Source organism: Pseudoalteromonas sp. ASV78, from assembly GCF_047806705.1.
In the GTDB taxonomy this organism is placed as follows: domain Bacteria; phylum Pseudomonadota; class Gammaproteobacteria; order Enterobacterales; family Alteromonadaceae; genus Pseudoalteromonas; species Pseudoalteromonas prydzensis_A.
Genome location: NZ_JBLOPA010000001.1, coordinates 303,000 through 326,232 on the forward strand (window position 1 = coordinate 303,000; position 23,233 = coordinate 326,232).

Annotated in this window: 20 protein-coding genes and 1 pseudogene; 14 read left to right on the plus strand and 7 right to left on the minus strand. The window is 41.6% G+C overall.

From position 1 onward, the window contains the following. The first annotated feature begins 141 nt into the window (after positions 1-141). The gene (locus ACMVDV_RS01355; protein WP_416156928.1) at positions 142-660 is read left to right on the plus strand and encodes a GNAT family N-acetyltransferase; all 519 of its coding nucleotides are present in this window, start codon (positions 142-144) and stop codon (positions 658-660) included. Between the two features lie 47 nt (positions 661-707). On the opposite strand, the gene ACMVDV_RS01360 is transcribed toward ACMVDV_RS01355, so the two are convergent. Further along, positions 708-1,094 carry an MmcQ/YjbR family DNA-binding protein gene (locus tag ACMVDV_RS01360; RefSeq protein ID WP_304185283.1) on the minus strand — a complete coding sequence of 129 codons (387 nt, stop codon included), beginning with the start codon at positions 1,092-1,094 and terminating at the stop codon, positions 708-710. 203 nt (positions 1,095-1,297) lie between these two features. On the opposite strand from ACMVDV_RS01360, the gene yeiP reads away from it, so the two are divergent. Continuing rightward, on the plus strand, positions 1,298-1,870 hold the full coding sequence (gene yeiP / locus ACMVDV_RS01365) for an elongation factor P-like protein YeiP (RefSeq protein ID WP_304185282.1): 573 nt from the start codon (positions 1,298-1,300) through the stop codon (positions 1,868-1,870). A gap of 352 nt (positions 1,871-2,222) precedes the next feature. On the opposite strand, the gene ACMVDV_RS01370 is transcribed toward yeiP, so the two are convergent. After that, the gene (locus ACMVDV_RS01370; protein ID WP_304185308.1) at positions 2,223-4,355 is read right to left on the minus strand and encodes a putative bifunctional diguanylate cyclase/phosphodiesterase; all 2,133 of its coding nucleotides are present in this window, start codon (positions 4,353-4,355) and stop codon (positions 2,223-2,225) included. A 154-nt stretch (positions 4,356-4,509) separates the two neighbouring features. Next, entirely contained in the window at positions 4,510-7,230 is a 2,721-nt protein-coding gene (locus tag ACMVDV_RS01375; RefSeq protein ID WP_416156929.1) for an insulinase family protein, read from the minus strand. A 181-nt stretch (positions 7,231-7,411) separates the two neighbouring features. Between ACMVDV_RS01375 and sixA the strand changes: the two genes are divergently transcribed. The 3 genes and pseudogenes from sixA (at position 7,412) to ACMVDV_RS01390 (ending at position 9,242) form a co-directional block, all read left to right on the plus strand. Beyond that, the gene (gene sixA, locus ACMVDV_RS01380) at positions 7,412-7,888 is read left to right on the plus strand and encodes a phosphohistidine phosphatase SixA (RefSeq protein ID WP_304185277.1); all 477 of its coding nucleotides are present in this window, start codon (positions 7,412-7,414) and stop codon (positions 7,886-7,888) included. Positions 7,889-7,958: 70 nt separating this feature from the next. Continuing rightward, a pseudogene (locus ACMVDV_RS01385) lies at positions 7,959-8,306 on the plus strand (RidA family protein); the annotation flags it as partial. 198 nt (positions 8,307-8,504) lie between these two features. Further along, complete coding sequence (locus ACMVDV_RS01390; RefSeq protein WP_416156930.1) at positions 8,505-9,242, plus strand: SDR family oxidoreductase; 738 nt, start codon at positions 8,505-8,507, stop codon at positions 9,240-9,242. Positions 9,243-9,245: 3 nt separating this feature from the next. Here the strand turns inward: ACMVDV_RS01390 and ACMVDV_RS01395 are convergent, their stop codons facing one another. Together ACMVDV_RS01395 and smrB are read right to left on the minus strand one after the other, a co-directional pair. Continuing rightward, positions 9,246-10,166, minus strand: a complete 921-nt coding sequence (locus ACMVDV_RS01395) for an AEC family transporter (protein ID WP_416156931.1) — start codon at positions 10,164-10,166, stop codon at positions 9,246-9,248. Between the two features lie 24 nt (positions 10,167-10,190). Beyond that, positions 10,191-10,748, minus strand: coding sequence for an endonuclease SmrB (gene smrB / locus ACMVDV_RS01400; protein WP_304185269.1), 558 nt, complete (start codon positions 10,746-10,748; stop codon positions 10,191-10,193). Between the two features lie 125 nt (positions 10,749-10,873). Between smrB and prmB the strand changes: the two genes are divergently transcribed. Together prmB and aroC are read left to right on the plus strand one after the other, a co-directional pair. Further along, positions 10,874-11,809 carry a 50S ribosomal protein L3 N(5)-glutamine methyltransferase gene (prmB, locus tag ACMVDV_RS01405; RefSeq protein ID WP_064667648.1) on the plus strand — a complete coding sequence of 312 codons (936 nt, stop codon included), beginning with the start codon at positions 10,874-10,876 and terminating at the stop codon, positions 11,807-11,809. Between the two features lie 67 nt (positions 11,810-11,876). Beyond that, positions 11,877-12,974 (plus strand): chorismate synthase, encoded by a 1,098-nt coding sequence (gene aroC, locus ACMVDV_RS01410; RefSeq protein WP_304185267.1) that lies wholly within the window; start codon positions 11,877-11,879, stop codon positions 12,972-12,974. A gap of 80 nt (positions 12,975-13,054) precedes the next feature. Here aroC and ACMVDV_RS01415 read toward each other — a convergent pair whose 3' ends face one another. Continuing rightward, positions 13,055-14,938 (minus strand): fused MFS/spermidine synthase, encoded by a 1,884-nt coding sequence (locus ACMVDV_RS01415; protein WP_416156932.1) that lies wholly within the window; start codon positions 14,936-14,938, stop codon positions 13,055-13,057. 254 nt (positions 14,939-15,192) lie between these two features. Here ACMVDV_RS01415 and ACMVDV_RS01420 point away from each other — a divergent pair, with 254 nt between their 5' ends. Beyond that, positions 15,193-17,193 carry a winged helix-turn-helix domain-containing protein gene (locus ACMVDV_RS01420; protein WP_416156933.1) on the plus strand — a complete coding sequence of 667 codons (2,001 nt, stop codon included), beginning with the start codon at positions 15,193-15,195 and terminating at the stop codon, positions 17,191-17,193. A 56-nt stretch (positions 17,194-17,249) separates the two neighbouring features. On the opposite strand, the gene ACMVDV_RS01425 is transcribed toward ACMVDV_RS01420, so the two are convergent. Then, on the minus strand, positions 17,250-18,104 hold the full coding sequence (locus ACMVDV_RS01425; RefSeq protein ID WP_416156934.1) for a LysR family transcriptional regulator: 855 nt from the start codon (positions 18,102-18,104) through the stop codon (positions 17,250-17,252). 109 nt (positions 18,105-18,213) lie between these two features. Here ACMVDV_RS01425 and ACMVDV_RS01430 point away from each other — a divergent pair, with 109 nt between their 5' ends. The 6 genes from ACMVDV_RS01430 (at position 18,214) to ACMVDV_RS01455 (ending at position 23,189) form a co-directional block, all read left to right on the plus strand. Next, on the plus strand, positions 18,214-18,864 hold the full coding sequence (locus tag ACMVDV_RS01430) for a glutathione S-transferase family protein (RefSeq protein WP_416156935.1): 651 nt from the start codon (positions 18,214-18,216) through the stop codon (positions 18,862-18,864). Positions 18,865-18,965: 101 nt separating this feature from the next. Continuing rightward, entirely contained in the window at positions 18,966-19,313 is a 348-nt protein-coding gene (locus ACMVDV_RS01435; RefSeq protein ID WP_416156936.1) for a DUF4112 domain-containing protein, read from the plus strand. Between the two features lie 183 nt (positions 19,314-19,496). Then, positions 19,497-20,051, plus strand: a complete 555-nt coding sequence (locus ACMVDV_RS01440; RefSeq protein ID WP_304185257.1) for an elongation factor P hydroxylase — start codon at positions 19,497-19,499, stop codon at positions 20,049-20,051. Next, entirely contained in the window at positions 20,041-21,156 is a 1,116-nt protein-coding gene (locus ACMVDV_RS01445; protein ID WP_416156937.1) for an ATP-NAD kinase family protein, read from the plus strand. The genes ACMVDV_RS01440 and ACMVDV_RS01445 overlap by 11 nt, the downstream gene beginning before the upstream one ends. Before the next feature lie 36 nt (positions 21,157-21,192). Continuing rightward, positions 21,193-21,468 carry a YfcL family protein gene (locus ACMVDV_RS01450; RefSeq protein ID WP_064667638.1) on the plus strand — a complete coding sequence of 92 codons (276 nt, stop codon included), beginning with the start codon at positions 21,193-21,195 and terminating at the stop codon, positions 21,466-21,468. Positions 21,469-21,629: 161 nt separating this feature from the next. Continuing rightward, a complete protein-coding gene (locus tag ACMVDV_RS01455; RefSeq protein ID WP_416156938.1) occupies positions 21,630-23,189 on the plus strand; it encodes an AbgT family transporter in 1,560 nt (519 codons plus the stop codon). Positions 23,190-23,233: the final 44 nt, after the last annotated feature.

The window sequence follows — 23,233 nt, forward strand, 5'->3', positions numbered from 1 at the left end:
TAGTTATTAAAAACGCACTGATAGTTTGCAGTGCGTTTTTTTATGCCCAGAATTTAGGATTAAAAATTTTAGTTGCTGAAATTATTTGGCTTAGTTGTTATAACAGGGTCATCCGTAACTGAGACTATGTAAAGACTACTAATGAACATCAGCACTGCAAGATTACGACTAAGGCTCCTCGAACAAGACGATTGGCCGTTCTTTTTAGCTTTGCATGATGAGCCATGCGTTATTGAAAAATGCTTTGACAGGCCCTCAGATACGCAAATACGTAGTAAGTTTATGCAGCGGTTGGCGCCGTGGCATCCTACAGCCAATACGCCTTTGTGTTTGCTGATCATTGAAATAAAAACAGGCAAAAAAGTGGGTGTGACAGGGCTTACAACATCATCATCAAACGCCCCCGAAGTTGGTTATCTGTTAATGCCCGAGTTTTATGGTCAAGGTTATGCAACTGAAGCACTACAAGCATTTTTAACATGGGCGACGACAGCATTTAATATTCAACAATTTACTGCTGTGGTTACGAAAGGGAATGTAGGCTCAGAAAAAGTGCTGGCAAAATGTGGGTTTAAGTTAGTCAAGGTTGCACCATTAGCTTACGAAATTGCTGGAGTGTTATTTGATGATCATCATTTTTTACTAACGTGTATGGAGTAAGGCTAAGTTGTACTGAGCAAGTAGCTTGAGCAGTACAACATTTTGACTTACATATGAATCTCAATCGCTTTGCGATCTTTTTCCGGCATATTGGCAACCACTAAATTAAATGAATTATCAATCATACGTTCAATTTCACCTTGCGGGATTGAGCCATCTAAAATAACAGTATTCCATAACCGTTTATTCATATGATAGCCTGGGATCACTGAAGGAAAAATATCACGTAGTGCTTGCGCTTCATCGGGGTCGCATTTTAAATTCATCCACCAAATAGGGTTGCCATCTTCGTCGGTTTGCCCTTCGTTGCCAACCGATAAAGTGGCAAACATTTTATGGTTTACTTTATATACATCAACTTCTTGGCCGAAAGGTTGGGTAACCATAACCAGAGGTTTTTTTGCTAAATACTCATGTGCAGTGTGCTGATCCATGATCCAGTCCTTGAAGTCATTTTTGGTATTTTAACCATAGCAGCTTTTTCGTAGTTTAGTCATGAAAAAATCGATTAATAGGTAAAATTTATGAGTAAATACAGGCCCTACGAGAAAAATAGCGGTATGTGATATTTTCTTATTGAAGAAAATCCAGTTCGTGGTATGTTTCTGGGGATTTATAAATTATAGGAAATACACTGATGCCAAAGGCAAGTGAAGTTAAAAAAGGTACTGCGATTGAGTTTAATGGCCGCGTTTTAGTGGTTAAAGATATTGTTCGTTCTGTACCACAAGGCCGTGCTGGTGGAAGTTTGTATCGTATGCGCTTGTACGATGTAGTAACTGGTAGCAAAGTAGATGAAACATTCAAAGATAGCGACATGTTAAAACTAGCTGATTTAACGCGTCGTGAAGCAATGTTCTCGTATTTAGATGGCGAAGAATACGTATTTATGGATAACGAAGATTACACGCCATATAATCTTAATAAAGAAGCGATCAGCGAAGAAATTTTATTCGTTAATGAAGAAACTCAAGGTGTGCACGTCATTGTTATTGATGGCGCGCCAGTGGGCTTAGATTTACCTTCAAGCGTTGAACTTGTGGTTGAAGAGACAGACCCATCAATCAAAGGCGCTTCAGCAAGCGCACGTTCAAAACCTGCTCGCTTATCAACGGGTTTAACGATTCAAGTTCCTGAGCATATTTCTACCGGTGATCGCATCCGTATTAATACCGCGGAGCATAAATTCATGGGCCGTGCTGAAAAATAACTACGCCTGTGCATTGAAAAAACCGACACATTCTGTCGGTTTTTTTATATCACTATGATTTATGCTCATTATTTGCACGCAGTACTTTAAATCAGTGCATGCTTTGGCTACACTGCGCGCTTATTTTTAAAACCGAACAAACGAGGCTGCTTTTGTACTTTCTACTCAGCGTAGTATCTATTGTCGTTATGTATTCAGAGGCGATTAAAAAAGGTATGCCGATTAAGCGCTGGTTACTGCTTGCAGGGCTGTTAGGCCCGATTGCGTGGTGTTTGTTTAATTTGCATTATCGTCGCGCATTACTACGTTGTGTGGGTATACAAGCATGTGTTTGGCGACCCTAACAAGCGCGTTATGCTTGATGTACTAAACTCAGTGCCGCTTGGTTTTGTTGTTTCTTCAAGAATTCAGTAAATTCAACTCGCGAGAGCGGTTTTGAATAATAGTAGCCTTGCATTGTTTCGCAGTTAAGCGCTTTTAAGGTCTCTATTTGATCCGCTTGCTCAACCCCTTCGGCCACTACATGTAAATCTAAGTTATGAGCAATCGTAACAATAGAATCCACCATATTCCGGCCACGCTCGGTTTGCATATCATCAATAAAGGCTTTATCAACTTTTAAAGTATTAAGTGGGAATTGCTTTAAATACGCTAATGATGAGTAACCTGTGCCAAAGTCATCCATCGCTAAATGAATGCCACGGGCACTGAGCGAGCGCATGATGGTAATAGCATCTTGTGGATCGTCCATTACCGTCCCTTCGGTAATTTCAAGTTCTAAAAAGTACGATGGCAGGGCATGGTTTTGCAAAATTACATCAATACGGGTGGTTAAATCGGGTAGGCTAAATTGTTTAGCTGATAAGTTCACCGCAACACGACCATTAAATAAACCAGCGTCTAGCCATGCTTTGACATCGCGGCAGGCTTTATGAAGTACCACTTCACCAATTTCAATAATTTGCCCGGTTTCTTCAGCGATGGGAATAAACACGCCAGGGCTGATAATGCCTTTTTTCGGGGTAATAAAGCGCACTAAGGCTTCCATACCGGTAAATTTACCAGTGCGAATATTCATTTTTGGTTGATAGTACACTTCAAAATGATCTTCTTTTAAACCAAACCGCATCAGGTTTTCAATTTGCAAACGTTTAACGGCTTGGCGATTCATGGTGTCATTGAAGAATAAGTAGCTGTTGCCTTTCTTTTTCGCATGGTACATCGCAGTGTCGGCATTTTTAAGCAACAATTCAGGGGTGTTGCCGTCTTCAGGAAATAGCACGATACCTACACTGGAGGTGATCACCAATTCATGACCAGCCATTTTAAATGGCGTGGCAATGGCGGCTAAAAACTGCTTTGCCATGCGAGTGATGGTATGAATATCGTTAGTGCCGGACATAACCAGTGCAAATTCATCGCCGCCTAAACGATAAAATACATCTTTTTCACGAGTCAGTTTGTTTAACCGCATTGCCAGTTTAGCCAGTAAACTATCGCCGAGTTGATGGCCTAATGAGTCATTAATCTTTTTAAAGTTATCTAAATCAAAAACCAGTAGCGCATGATGGTTGTCTTTTTTTGCGAGCTTTTTTAAGTCGGTAAAAAATAGATTTCGGTTTGGCAGGCCGGTTGTGCGGTCTCGATTTGATAGGTTATGTAGTTGTGATTCTGCTTTTTTCCGTTCGGTTAAATCTGAAAAAACAATTACATAATTACAAATTTGATTATGTTCGTTTTTAATTTCATCAATTGAAATTTCAATCGGCAGCAACTTTCGCTCACTGTTACGCAATTTTACTTCTTGTTGCCAGTGCTCGGTGGCGCGTACAGTGTCTTTAATATCATCAATATAGCTTTGTTCGTAGCCGGGTAGGGTAAACGGTTTATTTAAGTAATTATCGCGATTACCGCCAAACTGAGTCAAAAAGCTGGGATTAAGATCAACTAAATTAAAGTTTTTATCATAAATTGCCAGCGCATCGGTGAGTGATTCAACGCATTTAGCAAACAGATTGAGCCGTGCTTCGGTTGACTTTAATTGACTGATGTCACGCACCGTACCGGTCATCCGCAGTGGGTTTAAGTTGGTGTCTTTTTCAATTATTTTGCCCCTGTCGAGCACCCAGTGCCAGCGGTCAAAACTGTCTTTGATTCGGTAACTGGCTTCAAAAAAGGCGGTTTGCTCTGCAAAGTGTTGCTTTAACAGTAGTTCTACTTGAGCTATGTCATTTGGGTGGATCAGGGCTTTATTAGGGGGGATGTCAATGATGGTATTTTTATCCATCATGTATTTATCGTTAATGCGCAGCACTTCACCGGTTTTTATATTCCAATCCCAGAGCGTGTCACCGCTGCCCTCTACCGTGCTTTTCAAGCGCCGTTCAGAAATACATAATTGGCGTCGTGAGCGGCGTAATTTGTAAATTGTGAATAATAAGTAAGGCAGCACTATCGTAACAAATGCGCTCGGTAAATAAAGCATTAAAGTTTGCTGATCGACTAATTGCTCGCTATAGCCCAATGGGCTAAAGCAGAGTAATAATGAGGCGAATATGAATGTGTTGAATATTATTTTTATTATCATAGGGCACTTCTGTATTTTGCACCTGATAATCTAATTGAAGCGCGCGGTTGTGTCAAAGAGATTGCGAAGAAAGCATAGTTTTTGTCGACTTGTTTGCTTTAGGCACGCTAGTTAGTTCATATCTTGGTCTATCTGCGGAAAAAGTCTCGCGAATGTAGGCTATCATTTGCTCTAAACTGAGATTGTCGAGTGCCGCCAACAGTTTTTGTTGCATATGAAAATGATGATCTTGGTTACCAATGGCAAGCCATAAGCGTTGTGAACGCAGTCGTAGATTTTTATCTTTTTCGGCAATATGGGTGATTAAACCATGCTTTTGCTGCTGCCATTGTTGTTCGTCGAGTTGTTGTAATGAGCCAAGGTAATGCGCAATAAATGAATTATGGCGCTCAAGCAGCGCGTTTGCTGAATAATTTGGTGACTGCACATAAAACGCAATCCCAGCCCTTGTATTAAAAGGCGCATAACCGGCACCAACCAAGTAACCTAACTGTTGTTTGGTCCGTAACTCGTTAAAGTAGTCTTGATTAATAAGGTGGTTGAGCGCCATCATTTTGACTTTTTCAACTACGTCATCGGTTTGTGCTTGATAATAAATAACCATCGCATAATCGTTACAATTGAGGCTTAGTTGTGAGCGGGTGATTTGTTCAATTTCAAACAATGGCCGCGTCAAATCTTCGATAGTGGCTGATTTGGCTAAATGCTGAGCCACTTTCTTTTGAAATTCTATCGCATCACTTTCGCGCCAGTTACCATGTAAAAATGACTCAACATGCAAGGCATGAAAAAACTCGCGACGAAAACAATTAAATTGATGAAAACTGGTATCTTTAAGGGCAACAGCAAGTTGTTCTGGCTCGGGGTTCCATGGCATTATTTTTGCGCCAAGTACGCTAAATAATTCGCCAACAGGTTTATTTTGATTACTGTTACGCCAATGACGAACTAACTGTTTTTTATACTCAGCAAAGCGTTTGGCGCAAATATCAACATTAAATAAAGCTTCGAGTAGTTCATCAACCAATTCTAACTGGCTTGATGAGAGCCCCGCAGTGTGCAAGGTTAAGCCACCTTGATGTGAGGTTAAGTGGTAACTTAAACCGGCTAATTCGGCGGGGTAAAACTGCTCTGCAACACTGTCCATAAATAAGTCGGCAAATAATCGCGTCAGTGCCATGTGTTTAATGTCTTTAACGGCAAAGTCTGAGTCCATTGCTAAATAAAAATGACCTTTGGCAACCCGAAAGGTGTTGTCTTGCTTGAACCAAAAATCAAAGCCAGGCTCTTTTACTAACAGTCGTGGCTTTGAGTGCGGTTGACCAACAGCATACAGCGACACTTCCTTGCTTAAATAAGGGTTTGCTGTGGGCAACAGCATTTCTGGTAGTGGAGTGTTAATTTCGCATAATGCTTCAAGCCAACAGCTCGAAATACTTTCGACCCGATACGGTGTGTGGTACCACTGAGTGGTATGTTCTGGCTCTACGTCTGGGTGGATCAACACCAAGCGCATATTATGTGGTGTTAACCATTGCATTGCAGTTTGATGCGCGGTTTGATTAAAGCCATCCATCAGGTAGTCGCCTTGTACATAATTGGCTTCATCATAGTGCTGCATATTAATACTTAGGTTACTAACCCAGTCGATCAGCCGTGCTTTTTCTTGGTTATCAAAGGCAATTTGCAGTAGATTTTTTTTATCTTGATATAAGCGTGGTAATTTATCGATGTTTTGATTAATTAAACAAATATACTCAAACACCATTTCCACAATGTCTTCATAGTATTCAATGCCTTCGTCGGTCAACGCCATACTGATATTAAAATCTTTAAAGTTACTACCATTAATGCCACCACCAGCAGAGAGTGCGTTGATCCAACCTTGTGCTTTTAAAATAGAATACAGCGAGCCTTGTCCTTCGTAGCCTAATAAGTGGGCAATAAAGCTCACTGTTTTATGGCGATAAAACTCATCGATATTTGGCATTGCAAAACTAACAATGAGTTTTTGCATGTGCTTATGTGGTTCTATATGCAGTACTTTACAGAGATCTTGTGAGCGATACAGGGATGCAGCAATAGCCGGCTTTGCTTTTGGTTGACCTTTAATATCGCTAAACAGGGTGTTGACCCATTGCACCATAGTGTCTATTTCTGCATCTGCGCAGATCACTAAGCTCATCCATTGTGCTTGGTAATAGTCTTCAAAAAAACGACGTAACTCTTTGCTGACACAACCATCGCGATCAGCTAATGTTTGCTGATTGCCTACTGAGAATTTTGCAAAAGGATGTGCAGAGTTGACGGTTTCTTTATGCGCTTGGTAAATACGGCGGCCATCATCTTTTATTTTTAATTTAAATTCAGCATCAATGGCATTTCGTTCTTTTTCGGTTTCTGCTGGGTTGAGTAAAGGGGCAATGAAAAAACGGCTGAATTGGTTCAGCGCCTGCTCAAATTCTTGGCTGTTAATATCAAAGAAATAACAGGTGTGTTCAGTACCAGTCCACGCGTTGGTATTACCGCCTGCTTGGGAAACAAAATTGCCAAAGCCACCAGATTCAGGAAATTGATCTGTGCCTAAAAAGAGCATGTGCTCTAAAAAGTGCGCTAGCCCTTGTCGGTCAAGCGGATCGTCAAAGTGACCAGCATTTACGGCCATCGATGCAGCGGCTTTAGTTGAATCTTTATCTTGCACTAACAGTACTTTTAGACCATTGTCCAGTGTAAGGGCACGGTATGTTCTGTTATCATTGCGGCTGATATTCAAATGATGCTCCTGAGACGTTAAGTTTACTCGTTAACAACAATGATAACTTCAGGGCTGCGATTAAATTGCTTAGCGATTTCTACCTGAATATCATAAGCGAAAATGTATGACGTTGTTTTAATATAGCGGACAAACAGGCAAACTGGCTACTGTTTTATATTCTTTAATTGGTTGATTTTTTATGAAAACAATCCTAATAATGCGCCACGGCGAAGCGACTCCAATGCAAGCCGACGATGCAAGTAGAAATTTGACCTCGGTTGGCCAGCAACAGGCTGAAAAAATGGGTTTATGGTTGCAAGCAAGCTATGCACCTTGCGCCTTGTTGGTGAGCCCTTACATTCGTGCTCAACAAACTGCTGCAGGGGTAAAAAAGCATAATGCTTTTTTATTTGAAGAAACCTGCACGGACATAGTACCAGAAGGCAATCCACAAATTGCCGGGGATTATTTAGAAACCCTAATAGCAATGCACCCTGAATGTGATACTTGGTTAGTGGTGGCACATATGCCTATTGTTAGTTATTTAGTTGACCAACTAAGTGCCGGAAATATGCCAATCTTTAATACTGGGGCCGTTGCCGTGATCAGTTATGACGAAAACAATCAAAAAAGCCAATACCTCAGTATTCACGCCCCAAGTAACGTTGAAGTTTAGCCTCGTACAACCTTGCGTTCATTGTTAAATTTGCTAAATTAGCGTCACACTAATTTAGCTGAGACTAACTATGACAATTGAACGTCTGCAAACAGGTGCGCGAATGAGCCGTATTGTTAAGCACAACGGCACCGTGTATTTATGCGGTCAAGTGTGTGCTGACGCAGAAAAAAACATCACCGAACAAACGCAAACCATGCTTGATAAAGTCGAAGTATTACTTAACGAAGCGGGCAGTTCTAAAGAGCATATGCTCAGTGCCACTATTTACGTAAAAAGCATGGAATATTTTGCTGATATGAATGCCGTATGGGATGCCTGGGTACCTGAGGGACATGCACCAGCACGCGCTTGTGTTGAAGCTAAAATGGCACGCGATGCCTTATTAGTTGAGATTTCAGTTGTCGCAGCAATCAAATACTTGCATGCCATTGAGCGGCTGATTGGTGCTTTTAATAAAGCGTCAGGCCGTTCACTGCAAACACTGCCTGCTTGTTGTGACAATGAAGTCGATGCAAATGATTGCGCCAATCTAGTGTTACAAAACATTAAAACAGTAACCAAACTGCTCTTTGTTGCATAAACTAGTCTATAAAAACCAACACAAGGAAGCACTATGAATACTAATTCAGTGGTACTGATAACCGGCGCTAGCCGAGGAATTGGCGCCGCAACTGCTATTCACTTTGCACAGCAAGGCTATGCTGTTTGTGTTAACTATAAAGTGGATCAACGCAGCGCTGAAAAAATAGCGCAGCAGGTACGTGGCTTTGGCGTCAAAGCTGAAATAGTGCAAGCTGATGTGTCTGATGAAACGCAAGTGCTTACCCTGTTTGCAAAAGTAGACGAGTTATTTGGCAAATTAGATGTGCTTATAAATAATGCCGGTATTTTAAAGCCGCAAATGCCGCTGCTTGAGATGGATGCCTCGCGTATCAATGAAGTGCTGACAACCAATGTAACGAGCGCTTTTTTATGTTCCCGTGAAGCGATTAAGCGCATGCACAGTGGCGGCAGTATCGTGAATGTTTCGTCGAGGGCTGCTAAAACAGGCTCGCCGAACGAATATATCGACTACGCCGCCTCTAAAGGGGCAATGGATACTTTAACAATTGGTTTAGCTAAAGAAGTGGCTAAGTTAGGCATTCGCGTTAACTCAGTGCGGCCTGGATTAATTTACACCGATATGCACCGTGATGGCGGCGAAGCGGGGCGAGTTGATAGATTAAAATCGAACTTACCACTAGGGCGAGGTGGTACACCAGAAGAAGTTGCCGCTGCCATTTACTTCTTAGCCTCAGCGCAAGCTTCGTTTACAACAGCTAGCTTTATCGATGTAGCGGGTGGTTTATAAAGCCTAAAGTAAAATACTTAACCAAACACTAAAGCTCACTACGCTTAATACCGTTGAAAGCACCACAGCACTTGCGAGGGTCGCTTGGTGTTGCTTAATTTGATTTGCGATTAGGTAGGCATTTACACCTAAAGGGGAGGCGCTTAGAAGTACCAGCACGTTTAGTAATGATTGTTCTAAATTAAATATGTAGTTAGCAAAAAAGTAGACCCCACATGGCAAAATAGCAAGCTTGATAATAGTTGCGATGAGTGATGCTTGTAAGTTGTCGGCCACTTTATAAAACGCCAGGTTCGCCCCCAATACGAATAACGCACAGGCAATTGCAGGTTTGGCAAGTAGGCTTAGTCCATTTGCTAAGTCATCAAAAAGTGTAAAACCAAGCAGGTTAACAGCAAGACCGCTACTGATACTTAACACCACAGGGTTTAGTAGCATGTTTTTTGCAAACGCTCGCCAAGAAAAAGACTGCTGAGATTTAGCGCTGAGCAAAAAGGTCAAGGTAAACAACAGTGCGCTGTGAAAAGTAATGATCATAAACACAATACCGACCATTTGCTCGCCAAGTGCCGCAATAATAATGGGCAGGCCTACAAGAACTGTATTTGAATAACTACTGCCAAGGGCAAAAACTGCGTGATGCGATGCTGCAGGCTGTTTCTCAATTAGGTATCGGTCAATAACATAGCCAAGGGCATAAATAGCCAATACCGGAATGTAAAAGCTTAAAAAGCCAGCTACAGAAACACCGTTATGTAAATCAGCTTGTGCCATATTTAAAAATAAAAAAGCGGGCACGCTAATATAAAAGGTGAACTTACTTAATCCTGCAATTTGTTCTTTCGATAAAAACCTGCTACGAGAATTGATGTAACCACTTAACACGATAAAAATCAGTGGAAAGATAATCGAAAAAATATGCACATTAGGCCTTATGACAAGAAAACGTTAGCGTCTAAATTCATCACTTTGTGGAAGATTTATTAAAATAAGTACTGCACCTTTACCACCGTATTCAAGCGGCGCTTGGTGTATCGCAATAACATCGGGATGCTGTACTAAATATTGCGGCACTTTGTGTCTGAGGATATGGCCACCAATACCATGTATTACACAGGCACAGTAATAGTGCTTTTTTTTGCATTCATGGATCAGTCCAGCAAGTTCATCTTTTGCCAATTCCTTATTTAAACCATGTAAATCAAGGGTTAAATCAGGCACAAAGTCACCTCGGCGTAATTGTTTTGCTAAAAAACGGTCTTGGCCGTGTTGCACATAATTAACCGTACCGTTGGTATCAATATCTGGCACATATTCATCAGAAAAGAAAAATTCTGCCTGATGTTGCTTTTTTTGCTGGGCAAACAGCTTAGCTTGTGAGATTTTAGGCTTATTAGCAAAGCGATGCGTGTCTTGTTTAAATACACGGGCACCATTAATACTTTGACGAAACATATCGATGTCGTCAGGGCTAATATCTGCGTTTGAGAGAGGATCTTTTTTCATAGCGGCAGTCTAAACAAAAAAACGCTAAAAATCGAGTTAAAAGGCGTTACAATAGGGCAATCATGGGGCCTTAATTGCGCCTCGATTGAATTGATATTTTCTAAAGCAGCAGGTAGATAACGAACATGAGCGAATTATTAATAGAAGAAGCAACCTTAGATGAAGCTGTAGCAGAACTGTCAACGTTACACGATTGGCTACGGTGGACCACGAGTCAATTTGCCAGCAGTGGTATTTTCTTTGGTCATGGTACTGATAACGCATGGGATGAAGCGGTAAGCCTATTACTGCCCGCGTTAAGCTTACCCATTGATGCACCAAAAGAATTAATGCATGCAAGGCTAACTAGCACCGAAAAAAATCGCCTTGCGGGCTTAATCGCAGAGCGTATTAACGATTTCACACCAGTACCTTACTTAACCAATATTGCATGGTTTGCCAATATGCCATTTTATGTCGATGAGCGCGTATTGATCCCACGTTCACCCTTTGCTGAGCTAATACATAATCGCTTTTCACCTTGGCTAGCTGAGCCTGAATCGGTAACTCGTATTCTAGACTTATGTACCGGCTCTGGTTGTATTGCCATTGCATTAGCACAAACCTTTGCAGAAGCGCAGGTTGATGCTGTTGATATTTCTTATGAAGCACTCGAAGTTGCTGATATCAATATCACTGATTATCAGTTAAGTGACCGTGTATTACCTATTCAATCTGACGTATTCAGCGGTGTACCTGGGCAAAAATATGACCTGATCGTGGCAAATCCTCCGTATGTAGACGCCGAAGATATGGCTGATTTACCGCGTGAGTTCCACCATGAGCCAGAGCTTGGTTTAGCATCAGGTCACGATGGTCTTGATGTAACCCGTACTATTTTGAGTGAAGCGGCCGATCATCTAACTGATAACGGTTTGTTATTTGTCGAAGTTGGTAATTCTATGGTACACATGGATGCCCTTTATCCAAATGCGCCTTTTGAATGGGTTGAATTTGAGCAAGGTGGATTTGGCGTATTTGTGATCAGCAAAAAGCAGTTGGTTGAATACTTCGCAGATTAGTCACAGCAAGAATTAAAGCCGAGCCTTAGGCTCGGTACTTAGTAGTCATTAGGAATGAGGAAAGTTAATGGCAGGTAATAGTATTGGGCAGTTATTTAAAGTGTCCACCTTTGGCGAAAGCCACGGCGTCGCCTTAGGCGGTGTTGTGGATGGCACGCCAGCAGGCCTTGAAATTACTGAGGCCGATTTACAAATTGATTTAGATCGTCGCAAACCAGGGCAAAGCCGTTACACAACGCAGCGCCGTGAAGACGATCAAATAAAAATTCTCTCTGGTGTATTTGAAGGTAAAACCACAGGTACCAGCATTGGTTTACTGATTGAAAATACCGATCAACGCTCAAAAGATTACGGCAAAATTAAAGACGTTTTTCGTCCAGGCCACGGCGATTACACCTATTGGCATAAATACGGACTGCGTGATTATCGCGGTGGTGGCCGCTCATCGGCACGTGAAACCGCCATTCGTGTTGCCGCAGGCGCTATTGCTAAAAAGTATTTAAAGCAGTTTCATGGTATTGAAATACGCGCGTGCTTGAGCCAACTTGGGCCAATTAAAGCGGAAAATTACGATTGGGATGAAGTTGAAAACAATCTATTTTTCTTCCCTGATGCCAGTAAGCTTGAAGCCCTTGACGACTATATGCGTGACCTTAAAAAACAAGGTGACTCAGTCGGTGCGAAAGTAAAAGTAGTGGCCAAAAATGTCCCAGTTGGTTTAGGTGAGCCGGTATTTGACCGCCTTGATGCAGAACTTGCCCACTCACTGATGAGTATTAACGCAGTAAAAGGCGTTGAAATTGGCGACGGCTTTGATGTGGTTGAGCAAAAAGGCTCAGAGCATCGTGATGAGTTAACCCCAGCAGGCTTTACCTCAAATCATGCCGGTGGCGTATTGGCAGGTATTTCTACAGGGCAAGATATTATCGCCTCAATTGCACTCAAACCAACTTCAAGTATTACCATTCCAGGCAACAGTATTAATACTGAAAACGAAGCGGTTGAGATGATCACCAAAGGTCGTCACGATCCATGTGTAGGTATTCGTGCCATACCCATTGCTGAGGCGATGATGGCCATTACTCTAATGGATCACTTACTGCGCCAACGCGGCCAAAACCCCCATGTTCATCATGAGCATGGGCCAATAAATGGCTCTGTTTAGGGTTTAGTTAAAAGCATTTAGAGTTATTTAAAAGCGCGATTTTAATCGCGCTTTTTATTGTGGTCATTTTAAGATAGGCATCAAAGTTTCAGGAGCGGGATCAGGCTGTTTTTTTGATCTGTCCACTGAGTTAAACGCGTGTTTGAATAGGGCTTAATTGCTGTTAAGTCGGCAATGGGTATTGCATCTAAAAATGCTTGATTATTAGTCATTACCACCCATTCAGATCCTAATTGCGTACCCGTATATTTAAATTTGATCAGAGACTTATCGAAGCGCTTACTGTGGGCTTGCAATACTGGCATTAGATCAACATGGTTATTGGAAATATGAATGATTAATACGCCACTGCTTTTAATGCGTTGCCAATATAGGCTAAAAGCTTCTTCAGTGAGCAAGTGAGCAGGAATAACATCACTTGAGAAAGCATCAATGATCAAAGCATTCATTAACGGGGCATTATTTTTTAGCTCTTCGCTCAGTGCCATCCTACCATCGCCAAGGGTGATATCTATCTGTGCACGACTGTTTTTTAAATAGGAAAAATAAGTTGTTGCCATAGTATACACCGCCGGGTTGAGCTCATAAAAACGGATCTTATCGCGTTTATCGCCAAATTTAGCTAACACGCCAGCACCTAACCCCACAATACCAATGTTTAAATTGCCTTGTTGTTTAAGAATTGCCAGTGATTTTGCAACCCCAGTATGTTGATGGTAATAACTATTTGTGAGCTCATCTTGAGGATTAAGTGGCTCAGAGCCGTGAATGGTTGTGCCATCGATTAAACGTCTCTCAGCAAGAGTCGCGGTGTTAATGTCTTTAACGGTCACATAGCCATAAAAATTTCTCTCTGATGCTAAATTGTATTGATTAAAGCTCAGAAAAAGATAGACATAGCAGCCACCCCAAATAGCGACAACAGTAAGTAGGTTTATTTTTAATAGCGCTGATGGCTGCTTGCATTGTGTAAACTGAATATAGCTAGCCAGTGCAAGTACAGCAGCTAACGCGACAATATACTCCGTTATTTGCGCAAACAGTAGCGGTGCGAGTAAGGTACTGAGTAAACTGCCAATAGCTCCACCAAGTGCGATGTACAGGTAAAATGTGGTGAGTAATGACTCTGTTGGAGCGAGTTTACGAAGTTCACCGTGACAGACCATACAAACAATCAATAAAATAAAGCTATACATTAAAAGCTGAGCTAAAGCATTAAATTGGCTACCGAGGAAAAACATGATCAGCCCAGCAAATGCTGCGAACAATAATAAGTATAGCCAATGAGTACGGCAGTAGTTTTTTGCTGATGCAAAAGTGTAAGCAAAGGTAAGTAAATAAATTGCCAATGGTAAGGTCCACACAAGTGGCATAGGTGGAATATTAGTACTGATCATTTGTGTTGTCGCAATAAGCATGATTGAGCTTGTTGCGGATAACACAATCCATAAATAATTTGGTTTTACCCAGCGTATGGTTTTCGGCGGTGTTACTGGTTTTTGGTTAGTATGACTATTTTTAAATAGTACAGCAACGAGTGTGAGTAATAAAAAACAGTGAGCAAATAAGCCTATGGACCAATAGTCTTTTTGTTGATCTAATGAAAACAGCACTTCAAAAATAAATGGGTAGCTCATTAAGGCAAGTAATGAACCCAGATTAGAAAACGAATACCAATGATACGGCACTGCTATATCGGTCGATTCAATATACCAACGCTGCATGAGTACACTCGTCGCCGAGAGCAACATAAAAACCAAACCAATTTGAGAGAATAAATTGGCAATGACTGACCAAGCAGGTGTCAGTATAACAAAGGAGCCGAGTTCAAGTTTGTTAAACGTGATCATACTTGATAAAACAACGAGCAGCGTGTGAATGAGTAATTGTTGTTTGAGTGGGTAGCGACTCAAGAGGTGAGCATATAAATAACCTACTAACAGCATAGTTTGATAAAAAAGCATACTGCTAGACCAAACTGAAGCGCCACCACCAAACATGGGAAGTAATTCTTTTGAGAGGATAGGCTGAATTTGAAATAGTAAAAACGCGCTTATAAAAATGATTAATGTGGATAGAATACGTTGCATCTTTTTAGTTCATTATTAAACGATGGCTAATCATTCAGCGAGTTAATTTACAGGACAATGTAATAACCCTTGAATTTATCTTAAGAAAATCTTAATCTTTGATTTATAAAAACTTATTGGATTGTTAAGTGGGTCAATTTCGAATAGGACGTTTTGCTGTCGATGCCAGCCGTGGTAAAATTTCATCTGCTGATGGCGTGCAAATTGTCGAACCTAAAGTCATGGCTGTGCTGCAATTTCTTTACTCTCACAGAGGCAATGTGGTTAGCCAAGAAGACATTTTTGCCGCTGTGTGGCCAAATTCAGTGTTTAGCCCGAGTAATGTGCAACGTAGTATTGCCCTGCTGCGAAAGGCATTAAAAGAAGACTCTAAAAAACCACAATATATTATTACTCACCCAAAACGGGGCTACTGCCTTGAACTTAATGAAGAAGAAAATTCGCAGACAGTAAAGTGGCCTCTGTTGGTTTTTATTGCGGTGACAATCGTATGTTTAGTCGGTGGTTGGTTCGCTTTTGCAACGCAGGCCGTTAAAACTGACTTCTCCGTGCTGGTGCCGGTCACGTCTCATGAAGAAAATGAATCCTACCAATCGCAATCACATAACGGCAAGTATTTAGCATTTGTACGCGGTGATGAAGGTCATCAGCAAATTTGGTTAAAAGAGTTAACAACGGGTAAAGAAGTACCACTGTCAGAAAATCCATCGACTTATTATGGCTTAGGTTGGAGCCCTGATGATCGGGCGCTTGCGTTTATTAATAAACAAAATAACACCAGTCAGCTTGCATATTTTAATTTGGATCTGATTAATTTAACGAGTTTAAATTACGCCAAGGTAATTGAATTCGATGAATATTTAGTTACCAGTCAGCAAGTACAGTGGACGAATAGCAATCAGATTTATTTTATTGAACGGCGAAAAGCCGATAACGCTACGCAGCTATCAGTTGTCAGTTTAGAAACGAAACAAAAGCAGGTAATTAAACCCTCAGTTGGCCAAGATTGGTTGCTGTTACATGCGTTATCGCCAGATCAAACACAGTTAGCGCTGGGCTATGAGGCGGGGCAAAATCAGTATCGAATTGAGTTACTTACTCTGGCTGATGCTAGTACTGCAACGATTGCTACTGTTGAAGATGGCATACTAGGGCTCAGTTGGCATCCTAATGGAGAGCATTTACTGTTAAGTAAAAGAAATAATTTACTGCTCATTGATCGCCTAGGTAACTCAACTGATATCGCCTTTAATAACTATCAAATTATTCGCGATGCCGCTTTCACGCCCTCTGGTGAGGAAATTTTAATGGAGCTTGTTAACATTGATGTGGATATTATTCGGGCAACAAATACAGCACCGCAGCAGTATGAAAAACTCGTCGATACCTCTTCGGTGGATTTTTTACCGGTATTCTCGCCTGATTCGTCGAGGTTTGTTTTTGAATCCCATCGCTTTGGTTTAAAACAGCTGTTTTTATATGATAAGGGTACACAAACGCTGATTTTTGCAAACCCTAATAACGAAGAGTTGTTTGGGGTTATTTGGTCAAAAAATGGCGATGAAGTGATCACCGCAAGCAAAGATAAACTGTTTCGAATTGATTTAAATAACGGCGGCTACCAAGCAATACCTCACCCGCATCATTCATTTTACCTCAGAGAAAAGTTTAATAATGAGGATGCGATTTTGGTTTCATATCGCGCTGAAGATGGTGTTACATTCCACCCTGCAAAATTAGACTTACAAACATTAAGTTTAACATCCTTTAGCGGCTCAGGAGAGCGACTCACTTGCTATGCGATGGCTTTAGATAAACACGATCAGATTTATTTTTCTAACAACCAACAGGTGTTTCGGCTTGATCAAGGTGGCAATCTGGAGACATTATGGCACACAGATGATAAAGATATTATTGGCCTTGCCGTCGATCAACAAACATTGACGGTTACATTGGAACAACATGATGGCTATGAAATTAATACAATGGATTTATCTGGCCGCAACGCAAAAAAGCGGTTCATCGCAAATAATGCAGGGAACATGCTAATTAATGCTTCCCATGACAATAAGCAGTTTTTGTATCTCACTGAGCCAAAAAGAAAACGTACTTTAGTGCGGCTGCGATAATAATTTAACCTTGATTTTTTACTTTAGTCATTAAAAAGACCAAGTATGTTGAAAATCTAATCTGCATCAGTAAGCATTTTATAATTTTCTGCTATTAGCTTTACTAACTCTCTTTTTATTGGGCTATGGGTGTGACTTGCATGTAATAGCACAATATCAATCATTGGCAGGGCGGGCAGAGTTGAGTCCGCAATTATGTCAAGCCCGCTGATGTTACTTACTTCAGCCATCACGCCTACGGCTAAATTGGCTTTAACCAGCGCAGTTAATGCACTCACTGAGCCGCAACAGGCAATAATGTTGAATTGGCGTTCAGCCTTTAATAACCCTTCAACAGCCGCTTGATGAAACTTACAATCTCGTTGAAATATTGCCATCGGCAAAGTCATATCGGGTTGATAGTTAAATTCGGGACTTTTAACCCACACACCTTTACTTGTTTGTAAAAAGTAACCTTCTTCAGAGCTGGGTGAGCGCGTTGCGATCACTAAATCAAGTAAGCCTTGATCGAGCTGTGCTTTGAGCTGAGCAGTTGGTGCGCAGTTTATTTGTAAGTCTAGCCGTGGCAGGTGCTGATGTAATAATGCCACGACTTTAGGCAACACAGAACCAGCATAATCGTCTGGACAAGCTAAGCGTACTCGGGTTTGCCCGCCACCGGTTTTAAGTTGCTTATAGGCTTCATCGTGCAGTGCTAATAATTGTTTAGCATAACTGGCTAAATGAACCCCACTCGTAGATAGCACCAGCTGCCGACCTTGTTTGATAAATAATGGATTCCCCAGCTCTTGTTCGAGCTTTTTCATTTGCATACTGACCGCAGATTGAGTGCGGCATACTTGTTGTGCTGCACGGGTAAAGCTGCCAGTTTCAACAAAAGCGCAAAAAGTACGTAGGGCGTCTAAATCCATATTCAACTCATCTATCAATTTTACTTATGTATTGTATAAAAACTATTGGCAAGTAATTACTTGAACACTGCTTTATAGTAAAGCCATTAAACACTACTAAGGAACGCAAATGCAATTATTTATCGGTAATAAAAACTATTCGACCTGGTCGCTCAGATCATGGTATTTAATGAGTAAATTCAATATTAAATTTGCTGAGCAGCAGTTAGTACTCGATACTCCTGAGTTTTATAAAACGCTTAAAAACAGTTTTGCAGTGCAAAAAGTGCCAGCCTTAATTGATGGCGACTTGCAGGTGTGGGATTCACTGGCAATCTGTGAATACATCAATGATGCTTATTTGTCTCAGGCAGCTTGGCCTAAAAATATTGTACAGCGAGCCACAGCGCGCAGTTTAAGTGCAGAAATGCATTCCAGCTTTATGGCGCTGCGTAATGAAATGCCCATGAATATCCGCGCTACGCGAAAGGTTGAGTTGTCAGACGCGGCTAAAAAAGACATTACTCGCATTGATGACATATTCAGCCAGCAACAACGTATTTATCCAAATGCCTGGTTGTTCGGCGAATTTAGTATCGCTGATGCTATGTATGCGCCTATCGTACTAAGGTTAAAAACCTATCAAATTAGCTTATCTGAACCAGCCATGCGCTACTGTGAGCAAGTACTGAATTGCCCAGTATTACAACTTTGGATAACCCAAGCACTATGCGAGAGCGATATTGTAGAGAGCGATGAAGCGGGAGTTGCTGTAAGCTAATACTATGCGCTTTTCATTTAGCGATAAATACGTTATTCATTTACGCATAAGATGATATGTTATTGATAAAATTCATCTTTACGACTATTAACGAGGGCGTTATGAACACTAAAACATCACATCAAGAAGTACTGCAACGTTTGGAGAAATTCAGCCGTTTTACTGATAGTAGTATTGGTGTTCCCTTTACTAATTTTAAGCTTGGCGCCGAGTCTCTTATTGGTATACTGCCAGTCGTTGGCGATTTAGCTGGCTTGCTATTATCTAGCTATGTACTTTTTGAAGCACAGCGCCTTGGTGTCGGCTGGGGGATTAAACTACGCATTATTATTAATATGTTAATTGATTTTTTTGGCGGTTTATTACCGGTTATTGGCGATGTTTTTGATGCGTACTTTAAAGCAAACACCCGTAACACTCGCTTGTTAGCCCGCCATTTAGTCCAGTAACTGAGTGGGGTAGTCGTTTAGTTTTATATTTAATATGAGGTTTATCTGAATACTCACTATTACAACTTATAAGTGGGCTAGGTACCTTAAGGCTTTTTACTTTCCCCTGAAAAGCCCGTACAATTCGCCTCGATTTTAATGTGCATTCGTTGCATTTTACCGAGGCGAATTAATCAGACTTTTATGCAGCAAATAGCCGATCTAATATCTATTTTTGAACGCACTTTTTACCATAGCCATAATACACGCTTGGTCAAAGGTGAGCATGAGCCTATTTATATTCCCGCTGATGTTAAAACGCCGTACCACCAAGTTGTGTTTGCCCATGGTTTTTATGCCAGTGCATTGCACGAAATAGCTCACTGGCTGGTGGCGGGTGATAAACGCCGTTTGCTTGAGGATTATGGTTATTGGTATTGCCCTGATGGCCGTGATAAAGCCCAGCAAGCAGAATTTGAAGCGGTTGAAGTAAAACCGCAAGCAATCGAGTGGGCGTTGAGTGTTGCTGCAGGTTTTGAGTTTAATGTCTCGGTTGATAATTTAAATGGTGAGCAAACCTGTCGCTTTGATTTTCAGGCGCGAGTACATAAGCAACTTTTACAGTTACTAAAAATAGGCTTTAATCCCCGTACTACGACACTTTTAAAAGCGTTAAGCGAATTTTACAGTACGCCATGGCCTTTAACTGCAGCGCAGTTTGTATGGCAACATCCTCAGGAGTTCAGTAATGCAGTTTAAATTAGGTCTAATTGTAAACCCCGTTGCTGGTTTAGGTGGCAGTGTGGCGCTCAAAGGTAGCGATGGCGTTGCGGCAAAAGCTCTGGCGCTGGGTGCTGAGCCCAAAGCTAATTTACGTACTAAGGCAGCGCTTGAGGTGTTATTGCCTTATCAAGACAAAATAACAATTTATACTGTTAATGGCTCAATGGGTGAAAGCGTCGCTAATGAACTTGGTTTTAATACCGAGGTTATGTATCAAAGCGAGCAACAGACTAGCGCTGATGATACCGAGCGTGCAGCCAAGGCATTGCAACGGCTTGGTGTTGATTTAATTTTATTTGCCGGTGGCGATGGCACCGCGCGCAATATTTGCCATGCGGTTGAAGATAGCGTACCGGCACTGGGCATTCCTGCCGGTTGTAAGATTCATTCAGGCGTTTATGCCATCACCCCAAAAGCTGCGGGGCGGGTTGTTGAAATGCTGGTCAAAGGTGAGTTAGTGACCCTAGCCGATGCCGATGTAATGGATATTGACGAAGATGCGTTTCGCCAAGGCACTGTTAAAGCAAAACGTTATGGCGAAATGCAAGTACCCAGTGAAGTACGTTATGTACAAGCGGTTAAAAATGGCGGTAAAGAAACCGACGAACTGGTATTGGCTGATATTGCCGCCCATGTTGTCAGTGAAATGGATGAAGATACGCTATATGTAATGGGCAGTGGCTCAACAGTTGCAGCTATTATGCAAGAAATGGGACTTGAAAATAGCTTATTAGGTGTTGATTTAGTTGCAGATCAAAGCTTAATTGCGCAAGACCTTACAGCTGAACAATTATTAGCGATGACCCATCAACGCGACACTAAATTAGTGATCACGCTAATTGGTGGCCAAGGGCATATTTTTGGCCGTGGCAATCAACAGTTAAGCCCCGCACTTATCCGCGCTATTGGTAAAGACAATATTATCGTGGTGGCTACCAAAACTAAATTACAGGCTTTAAACGGCCGCCCGCTTATTTGTGATACGGGCGATAGTGAGCTGGACGATGAATTAAGCGGTTTTATTCGTGTAACCACAGGATTTAACGACCATATTATGTATGCAGTAGGCCATCAAGAGTGATTGGTATAAGACCCTGCAAAATCAGGAGAAATAGAAGTGAGTTTAGTAAATTATATAGATGCAGCCCAACAGTATTTTGATGACTTAGTGATCAAAGCCACTGATGATGAGTTATTTGCCGGTGGTTATTTACGAGGCCATTTTGATTTAGCGGTAGGTTATGCGCAAGTTGAAGAACTGAACCTTGAAATCGATGAACTGAACGAGACCGTTGAAAAAAGCTTAGTGAAAGCGTATCGCAATGGCGAGCTTAACGAAGAAGACAAAGCCCTCGTAGTAAGATTATGGGATGAAGTAAAAGCACTCGCTTAAAGATGCCCTACAGTTACGTCACAAAAAGCGGCATTTATGCCGTTTTTTTGTATCTAGTGCATATTTATTTCTTGAGGGCTGGATTTTCTGTTCACTTAAAATTTACCTCATTCCCTATATACGCTAAAGTAGCACAGTCTAAATTCTAGGGAACAAGTGAAATGAATAATAATAATGATGCGGCAATGCCAACCGGGATTGTGGCGCGTTTTTTAAATTTTGTAGAGCGGGTGGGTAATAAACTCCCGGATCCGGCAATCATCTTTTTGTTTGCCATGTTATTAATTTGGCTACTGTCGTGGTGGTTTTCTGGCGTTACTTTTGATGCAATCGATCCGCGTACTGGCGAAGCCATCATTATTAATAACATGTTGGCGAGTGATTCGTTAGCAACCTTTTTATCATCGATGGTAAAAACCTTTACCGGCTTTGCACCTTTGGGTGTGGTGTTAGTGGCTATGCTTGGTGTGGGTGTGGCCGAACATTCTGGCTTTATTAATACAGGCCTTAAATTAATGCTTAAAGTAACACCTAAGCAACTACTTACGCCTTCAATTATCCTCGTTGCTATTGTCAGCCATACTGCAACCGATGCCGGTTACGTGTTAGTTATTCCACTGGCTGGGGTTATTTTTTATGCCGCAGGGCGTCATCCACTGGCAGGTATTGCCGCTGCATTTGCTGGGGTAAGTGGTGGCTTTGGGGCAAACTTTATTCCTTCAGGGATTGATCCATTACTGCAAAGCTTTACTCAAAGTGCCGCGCAAATAATTAACCCTACCATGTCGATTAACCCTTTAAATAACTGGGCGTTTACCTCAGCTTCAAGCTTATTTATTATTTTATTAGGCTGGTATATCACCGATAAAATTATTGAGCCACGGTTACAAAAAACAGCGGTTGATGGTAATACAGAAGACTTGCCCGTGTTTGCAGATGCGCGCAGTGACGAAAAACGGGCATTTTTTATTGCAAGTAGCGTTATGGTTGCAGGCCTTGCTTTATTAGCGTATGTATCAGCGCCAACAGATTCTGCAATGCGCAGTAGTGATGGCTCGTTAACTAATTTTAGTTCGCCATTAATGCAGTCAATCGTACCGCTAATTTTCTTATTGTTTTGGATCCCGGGAGCTGTGTATGGCTTTGTAGTCGGCACCTTTAAAAGCTCTAAAGACATGATCGATGCCATGAGTAAAGCAATGGGCGGCATGGCCTATTACATTGTTATGGCGTTTTTCTGCTCGTTATTTATTGCCGCATTTAGTAAATCAAACTTGGGAGCACTGCTTGCAATTGAAGGTGCACAACTATTAAAAGCCATGGAGTTACCCAGTGCTGTTACTGTGGTTGGCATTATCTTTTTAACAGGTTTTGTAAACTTGTTTGTTGGCTCAAGCTCAGCTAAATGGGCGCTGTTAGGCCCGGTGTTTGTGCCTATGCTAATGCAACTGGGTATTTCACCGGATCTAACCCAAGCGGCTTATCGGGTGGGCGATTCTAGTTCAAACATCATCACGCCATTGATGCCTTACTTCCCGCTGGTCGTGGTGTACTGCCAAAAATACGTCAAAGGCACCGGCATCGGCACACTAATCGCGATGATGCTGCCATATTCAATCGCCTTTTTAATCGGTTGGAGCTTATTTTTACTCGGCTACTGGGCACTGGGTATCCCGCTTGGCTTAGACGCAAGTTACGTCTACCCAGCAGTTGTACCGTAATAGAGTATAAATGATAAGTTCTAATACCAGCCCTACCGCGAAAG